The organism is Staphylococcus sp. EG-SA-2, assembly GCF_017152085.1.
This window is the reverse complement of record NZ_JACYHC010000255.1, coordinates 1-7,707: the sequence shown is the minus strand read 5'-3', so window position 1 is coordinate 7,707 and position 7,707 is coordinate 1. Positions and strand designations below refer to the sequence as shown.

Genomic DNA, 7,707 nt, shown 5'->3' with positions numbered 1-7,707 from the left:
AACTTAAATATTAATGTATTAGATGTGATTGAAATGGCAAACAAACATCCGCGTGTTAATATCCATCAACCTGGTCCAGGTGTAGGCGGTCATTGTTTAGCTGTTGATCCGTACTTTATTATTGCTAAAGACCCTGAAAATGCAAAGTTAATTCAAACTGGACGTGAAATTAATAATTCAATGCCGGCCTATGTTGTTGATACAACGAAGCAAATCATCAAAGCGTTGAGCGGGAATAAAGTCACAGTATTTGGTTTAACTTATAAAGGTGATGTTGATGATATAAGAGAATCGCCAGCATTTGATATTTATGAGCTATTAAATCAAGAACCAGACATAGAAGTATGTGCTTATGATCCACATGTTGAATTAGATTTTGTGGAACATGATATGTCACATGCTGTCAAAGACGCATCGCTAGTATTGATTTTAAGTGACCACTCAGAATTTAAAAATTTATCGGACAGTCATTTTGATAAAATGAAGCATAAAGTGATTTTTGATACAAAAAATGTTGTGAAATCATCATTTGAAGATGTATCGTATTATAATTATGGCAATATATTTAATTTTATCGACAAATAAAATGTGTCAAACTAGGGCATACATGATTAAGGAAAGATAAGCTGTCATGTGTTTGAACTTCAGAGAGGATAATGTTATGAAAAAAATTATGGTTATTTTCGGTACGAGACCCGAAGCAATAAAAATGGCACCATTAGTAAAAGAAATTGATCATAATGGGAACTTTGAAGCGAACATTGTGATTACAGCACAACATAGAGATATGTTAGATAGTGTGTTAAGTATATTTGATATTCAAGCTGATCATGATTTAAATATTATGCAAGATCAACAAACGTTAGCGGACCTTACGGCGAATGCGCTTGCTAAACTTGATAGCATCATTAATGAGGAACAGCCGGATATGATTTTAGTACATGGTGATACTACAACGACTTTTGTAGGAAGTTTGGCAGCATTTTATCATCAAATTCCGGTTGGACATGTAGAAGCTGGACTTCGAACACATCAGAAATACTCACCATTTCCTGAAGAGTTAAATCGAGTCATGGTAAGTAATATTGCTGAATTGAATTTTGCGCCAACAGTAATTGCAGCTAAAAATTTACTTTTTGAAAACAAAGACAAAGAGCGTATCTTTATTACTGGAAATACAGTTATTGACGCATTGTCAACAACAGTTCAAAATGATTTTGTTTCAACGATTATTAATAAACATAAAGGCAAGAAAGTTATTTTACTAACAGCGCATCGTCGTGAAAATATTGGGGAACCGATGCATCAGATTTTTAAAGCAGTAAGAGATTTGGCAGATGAATATAAAGATGTTGTCTTCATTTATCCAATGCATCGTAATCCAAAGGTAAGAGCGATTGCCGAAAAATATTTATCTGGGAGAAATCGGATTGAATTAATTGAGCCATTAGATGCGATTGAGTTCCATAATTTTACAAATCAATCGTACCTCGTGCTGACAGATTCTGGTGGTATTCAAGAGGAGGCTCCTACATTTGGAAAACCTGTGTTGGTATTAAGGAATCATACAGAGCGTCCCGAAGGCGTTGAGGCGGGAACATCGAGAGTAATTGGCACAGATTATGACAATATTGTTCGAAATGTGAAACAATTGATTGAGGATGATGAAGCGTATCAACGTATGAGTCAAGCGAATAATCCATATGGTGATGGACAAGCATCACGACGTATTTGTGAAGCAATAGAATATTATTTTGGATTGCGCTCAGACAAGCCGGATGAATTCGTACCTTTACGTCACAAATAATAAAAAACCCCTAATCATGAAGTTGGTTTAGACAACCAGCGGTGACTAGGGGTTTTTAATATATTTATTTTTGATAGTGGTAGCCAATATCATATTTGAATACTTTATTTGATAATATTGGACTTTGCTGTCCATCGTCATCACTTTTTAAACGTACATTTTTATGAGCTTCTTTAAATACATCGGAATTCAACCAATTATTAAAGCTATCTTCAGATTCCCAAATAGTTAAGATTTTAACTTCGTCTGTATCCTCAGTATTTAATGTTTTAGTGACAAACATTTGTTGGAAGCCTTCAATAGTTTCAATGCCTTGTCTATTGTAAAAACGTTCAATCGTTTCTTCCGCACTGCCTTTTTGTAATTGTAATCTATTTTCTGCCATAAACATGGGCAATCACTCCTCTATTTTATGATTTGATTTGGGTAATGTTTTTACAAATGTAAAGAGTACAGCGGTTTGTATGATAACCATTATGATTAATCCTACACGGACTGCAAGAACATCCACCATATAAATTGAAAAACCTATTACAATGTATAAGCTAATTAAAATTTTAATTTTCTGTTGTAGCGTGTAGCCTCGATGTAAATAAAAGTTTTCTACATATTCTTTATAAATTTTTTGATTAATAAGCCAATTGTAAAACCGATCTGAACTTCGAGCAAAACAAAAAACTGCTACGAGTAAAAAAGGGGTCGTTGGCAGTAAAGGTAATACGGCACCTGCAATACCAAGCGCTGTAAATATTAAGCCAATAACGATTAAAATAAGTCGCATTGAAAAAACTCCATTCTAGTACTAATGCGCATGTAATATTGTTTTAGTAATATAACTCATGCTAAATATAATGTGTATGATAAGTGCAATGACTCAGTAAAATGAAACGTTGTTGAATTATTCTTGTCCCATTAACGCATTTTAAGCGCGACTTTCATAACAACCAAACTATTTAATGAGAATTATTCTCAAGTATTATAGTTATATTATGTGTTTTATTTTTGAAAAGTGCAATATGTTTTCGAAAATAAGATTATTTTTATGTGCAAAAACGACGCAAAAGTTTTAAAAATGAGACTTCTGTGAGCTGATTATTTTATAAAATGTAAACGCTTACTATATAATGTGAATCATATCGTTTAAAAGCATTATTAAATATGATGCTAAGAGATTTATATTATAGCCAATAAACAAAGGAGAGATAATATGGCAGTAAACGTTCGAGATTATATTGCAGAGAATTATGGTTTATTTATCAATGGGGAATTTGTTAAAGGTAGCAGTGACGAAACAATCGAAGTGACTAATCCAGCAACTGGAGAAACACTATCACATATTACAAGAGCAAAAGATAAAGATGTCGATCATGCAGTCAAAGTGGCGCAAGAGGCATTTGAATCATGGTCATTAACTTCTAAATCAGAACGTGCACAAATGTTGCGTGATATTGGTGATAAATTAATGGCACAAAAAGATAAAATTGCAATGATTGAAACATTAAATAATGGTAAACCGATTCGTGAGACAACAGCAATTGATATTCCATTTGCTGCAAGACATTTCCATTATTTCGCAAGTGTTATTGAAACAGAAGAAGGTACAGTAAATGATATCGATAAAGACACAATGAGTATCGTACGACATGAGCCGATTGGCGTCGTAGGTGCTGTTGTTGCTTGGAACTTCCCAATGCTATTAGCTGCATGGAAGATTGCGCCAGCCATTGCTGCAGGTAATACAATTGTGATTCAACCTTCGTCTTCAACACCATTAAGTTTATTGGAAGTTGCTAAAATTTTCCAAGAGGTATTACCTAAAGGTGTTGTCAATATACTAACGGGTAAAGGTTCAGAATCAGGTAATGCAATTTTCAATCATGATGGTGTAGATAAATTATCATTTACGGGCTCAACTGATGTAGGTTATCAAGTTGCCGAAGCTGCAGCAAAACATCTAGTACCCGCTACATTAGAGCTTGGTGGTAAAAGCGCCAATATCATATTAGATGATGCTAATTTAGACCTTGCAGTTGAAGGTATTCAGTTAGGTATTTTATTCAACCAAGGTGAAGTATGTAGTGCAGGTTCTCGATTATTAGTTCATGAAAAAATTTATGATCAATTGGTGCCACGTTTACAAGAGGCATTTTCAAATATTAAAGTTGGAGATCCACAAGATGAAGCTACACAAATGGGTAGTCAAACTGGTAAGGATCAATTAGATAAAATTCAATCATATATTGATGCAGCAAAAGAATCAGATGCACAAATTTTAGCAGGTGGTCATCGCTTAACTGAAAATGGATTAGATAAAGGGTTCTTCTTTGAGCCGACATTAATTGCTGTGCCAGACAATCATCACAAATTAGCACAAGAAGAAATATTTGGACCAGTGTTAACAGTGATTAAAGTGAAGGACGATCAAGAAGCAATTGATATAGCTAATGATTCTGAGTATGGTTTAGCAGGCGGTGTATTTTCTCAAAATATCACACGTGCATTAAATATTGCTAAAGCTGTACGTACAGGACGTATTTGGATTAACACTTACAACCAAGTACCAGAAGGCGCACCATTTGGTGGTTATAAAAAATCAGGTATCGGTCGAGAAACTTATAAAGGTGCGTTAAGTAACTATCAACAAGTTAAAAATATTTATATTGATACAAGCAATGCTTTAAAAGGTTTGTACTAGAATAAATATCGTTTCTGAAGCGTGTTTGTAGGTCAGTCTAGCGGTAAGTCTTAACATTTAACGGCGTTGTTTAGATTTTAAGCAAAACAAAATATATAGGAACACGTATCATGATATTAGGATATAATGACTAAAATAATAGCAGTAGGATGGTTTTTAATTGCAAATCATCTTACTGCTGTTTTTAATTATGCTAATTTGCGATGCAGCTATTATAAGGACAGAGTTGTTTATGAATTGTGGTGATTTAGAAATATGAAGTTCAATATGCAAAGTCATCGTTTGTTTTAATATGTGGAACAATCATTAAAGTTATTGTGATTTTTTGAACTTAATGAAACTAAACAATAAATTTGAGATACTTTTTTGTCATTTTTATGTAACTAACACAATAATCTCGTACATTATTAAAATTTTCTATATGATAGGGATAAAGTAAAGAGCGAATGTGCTGTAAAAGTTTTTCCAAGGTGATATTACATAAAGGTATAAAGGGTAAAGATTAATGAGTTGTCATGTAAAGGACGATGATGTATAAATCATGGTTAATTACGGAAGCATTAATATTAATCTGAGAAGCTATAAAGAATTATTTTTAAAAGCGACAATATTAAATACGACGCATTTATTTAGGAGTGGCAAACGTATGAATGGGAAAAAGGCAAATACGATAAACAGATACAAATATTTTCATCATGTCAATCATCAAAAAATTCAACAAAGTTCTAAAAAGACGCTGTGGGCATCACTAATCATCACATTGTTATTTACAGTGATTGAATTTGTCGGAGGTTTAGTATCTAATTCATTGGCATTACTGTCAGATTCATTTCATATGCTTAGTGATGTATTAGCACTTGGTTTATCTATGTTGGCCATTTATTTTGCAAGTAAAAAGCCGACTGCACGATACACATTTGGATATTTAAGATTTGAGATATTAGTTGCATTTTTAAATGGTTTAGCATTAATTGTAATTTCAATCTGGATTTTATATGAAGCTATTGTACGTATTATTTATCCGCAACCAATTGAAAGTGGCATTATGTTTATGATTGCTAGTATTGGTTTACTCGTTAATATTATTTTGACAATTATCCTTGTAAGGTCTTTAAAACAAGAAGACAATATCAATATTCAAAGTGCATTATGGCATTTCATGGGAGACTTATTGAACTCTATTGGTGTCATCGTTGCAGTTGTATTGATTTACTTTACAGGATGGCGCATCATCGACCCAATCATTAGTATTGTAATTTCACTCATCATTTTACGTGGTGGTTATAAAATTACGCGTAATGCGTGGTTAATTTTAATGGAAAGTGTGCCTCAACATTTGGATACTGATCAAATTATGGCAGATATTAAAAACATAGATGGCATATTAGATGTACATGAATTTCATTTGTGGAGTATTACAACAGAGCATTATTCATTAAGTGCCCATGTTGTGTTAGATAAAAAATATGAGGGTGATGATTATCAAGCGATTGATCAAGTATCATCATTGTTGAAAGAAAAATATGGCATTGCACATTCAACGTTGCAAATTGAAAACTTGCAATTGAATCCATTAGATGAGCCATACTTCGACAAATTAACATAAATAAAACATTGTACAGGCTGGGACATAAATCAATGTTCTATGCTCTACGAAGTTATATTGGCAGTAGTTGACTGAACGAAAATGCGCTTGTAACAAGCTTTTTTCAATTCTAGTCAGGGGCCCCAACACAGAGAATTTCGAAAAGAAATTCTACAGGCAATGCAAGTTGGGGTGTGGGCCCCAACACAGAGAATTTCGAAAAGAAATTCTACAGGCAATGCAAGTTGGGGTGTGGGCCCCAACAAAGAGAAATTGGATTCCCAATTTCTACAGACAATGCAAGTTGGGGTGGGACAACGAAATAAATTTTGCGAAAATATCATTTCTGTCCCACTCCCACGTTTGTTTTGGATTATGTTGCATCATTTAAATGATTTTCGTCAATTTCTTTGATGCTATCTACATCTAACACGACATCTTTAGGTTTCAAAATATGAATATGTTTTTCATCATTTGTATGTAAAATGCGTTCTATGATGTATCTTTGACCGGCCATTGTTTCTACAGCAATCTTTTTGTTTCTAGCTAAACTTGCTACGACAGATTCTTTATCCATAATGATAGCCCCCTATATATATGTTTATTTACTTATACCCTAACATGATTTTTATACTCTTTGAAAATATATTTTACAGAATTTTATCTAAATATTTAAAAAAATCGCTCAATATCCTTGTAATCCGATAAGAATTATAGTAATATTTTTTCAACCATTGTTATAGGAGGTCTTATTAATGACATTATTTTTATTAGAAGCTAACAATCTTGATTTTGCATCAACGAAAGAAGAACTAGAAGCAAAGGCAGCATCACTATCTACGAAGACAATTCCAACATTAATTGAAGTACAAGCTACTGAAAATTTAACTCATGGTTATTTTATTGTGGAAGCAAATGACGAAGCAGAAGCTAAACAATTTTTAACAGAAGCAGATATTAGTATTCAATTAGTCAAAGAAGTACGCTTAGTTGGTAAAGATTTAGATGAAGTTAAAAATGGTGATGCACATGTTGATTACCTTGTAACTTGGAACATTCCGGAAGGCATTACGATGGATCAATATTTAGCACGTAAAAAGAAAAATTCTGTTCATTATGAAGAAGTGCCAGAAGTTGAATTTAAACGCACATATGTATGTGAAGATATGTCTAAATGTATTTGTTTATACAACGCACCTGATGAAGAAGCGGTACGTCGCGCGCGAAAAGCAGTTGATACACCGATTGATGGCATCGAAAAACTTTAATAAGACAACAAGTTGATGAGATATATGTATATAGGTTTGACGTGGATTTCGATTGCAGTTAATTAGAATAGCTCAATGCTATAAATGTAAGTAGTTGATATGAAGAAACTAATGAACTAAATGCAAGTATTTTCTAAAACAATCATTTTATTGAAATTTAGTAGAGCTGAAATTAATATAACGTCGTTAATTGAATAACGCTTATGTTATAAGAGCACTCATACCAAACCATAATCATCTATAGATATAACAATTCACGATATAAGGGCTGTGTTTGGCATAGCCCTTTAGATATACACTTAATTCCTATTAAAATAGTAGGGATTAAAAGGGGGCTTGTCATGATTAAAAT

Annotated in this window: 7 protein-coding genes and 1 pseudogene; 5 read left to right on the top strand and 3 right to left on the bottom strand. The window is 33.0% G+C overall.

Translation table 11 applies throughout. The annotated features are described in order from the left end of the window. Both cap8O and cap8P read left to right on the top strand, forming a co-directional pair. Positions 1–585 (top strand): annotated as a pseudogene (gene cap8O / locus IDG60_RS02510) (type 8 capsular polysaccharide synthesis protein Cap8O); the annotation flags it as partial. Between the two features lie 76 nt (positions 586–661). After that, on the top strand, positions 662–1,807 hold the full coding sequence (cap8P, locus tag IDG60_RS02505; RefSeq protein WP_000723436.1) for a type 8 capsular polysaccharide synthesis protein Cap8P: 1,146 nt from the start codon (positions 662–664) through the stop codon (positions 1,805–1,807). Between the two features lie 64 nt (positions 1,808–1,871). On the opposite strand, the gene isdI is transcribed toward cap8P, so the two are convergent. Together isdI and IDG60_RS02495 are read right to left on the bottom strand one after the other, a co-directional pair. Next, positions 1,872–2,198 carry a staphylobilin-forming heme oxygenase IsdI gene (gene isdI, locus IDG60_RS02500; protein ID WP_000480603.1) on the bottom strand — a complete coding sequence of 109 codons (327 nt, stop codon included), beginning with the start codon at positions 2,196–2,198 and terminating at the stop codon, positions 1,872–1,874. A gap of 6 nt (positions 2,199–2,204) precedes the next feature. Next, positions 2,205–2,588: a YbaN family protein gene (locus IDG60_RS02495; RefSeq protein ID WP_001237004.1), complete on the bottom strand. Its 384-nt coding sequence runs from the start codon at positions 2,586–2,588 to the stop codon at positions 2,205–2,207. A 426-nt stretch (positions 2,589–3,014) separates the two neighbouring features. On the opposite strand from IDG60_RS02495, the gene IDG60_RS02490 reads away from it, so the two are divergent. Further along, entirely contained in the window at positions 3,015–4,502 is a 1,488-nt protein-coding gene (locus IDG60_RS02490; protein WP_000290397.1) for an aldehyde dehydrogenase family protein, read from the top strand. 646 nt (positions 4,503–5,148) lie between these two features. Further along, positions 5,149–6,108: a cation diffusion facilitator family transporter gene (locus tag IDG60_RS02485; protein WP_001013485.1), complete on the top strand. Its 960-nt coding sequence runs from the start codon at positions 5,149–5,151 to the stop codon at positions 6,106–6,108. Positions 6,109–6,460: 352 nt separating this feature from the next. Here the strand turns inward: IDG60_RS02485 and IDG60_RS02480 are convergent, their stop codons facing one another. Next, entirely contained in the window at positions 6,461–6,664 is a 204-nt protein-coding gene (locus tag IDG60_RS02480; protein WP_000356963.1) for a hypothetical protein, read from the bottom strand. A 178-nt stretch (positions 6,665–6,842) separates the two neighbouring features. Between IDG60_RS02480 and IDG60_RS02475 the strand changes: the two genes are divergently transcribed. Continuing rightward, positions 6,843–7,355, top strand: coding sequence for a DUF4242 domain-containing protein (locus tag IDG60_RS02475; protein WP_000171919.1), 513 nt, complete (start codon positions 6,843–6,845; stop codon positions 7,353–7,355). Positions 7,356–7,707 lie beyond the last annotated feature (352 nt).

Coding starts and splice junctions, on each gene's coding strand:
- cap8P (WP_000723436.1), top strand. CDS start 662: ATGAAAAAAATTATGGTTATTTTCGGTACGAGACCCGAAGCAATAAAA.
- isdI (WP_000480603.1), bottom strand. CDS start 2,198: ATGTTTATGGCAGAAAATAGATTACAATTACAAAAAGGCAGTGCGGAA.
- IDG60_RS02495 (WP_001237004.1), bottom strand. CDS start 2,588: ATGCGACTTATTTTAATCGTTATTGGCTTAATATTTACAGCGCTTGGT.
- IDG60_RS02490 (WP_000290397.1), top strand. CDS start 3,015: ATGGCAGTAAACGTTCGAGATTATATTGCAGAGAATTATGGTTTATTT.
- IDG60_RS02485 (WP_001013485.1), top strand. CDS start 5,149: ATGAATGGGAAAAAGGCAAATACGATAAACAGATACAAATATTTTCAT.
- IDG60_RS02480 (WP_000356963.1), bottom strand. CDS start 6,664: ATGGATAAAGAATCTGTCGTAGCAAGTTTAGCTAGAAACAAAAAGATT.
- IDG60_RS02475 (WP_000171919.1), top strand. CDS start 6,843: ATGACATTATTTTTATTAGAAGCTAACAATCTTGATTTTGCATCAACG.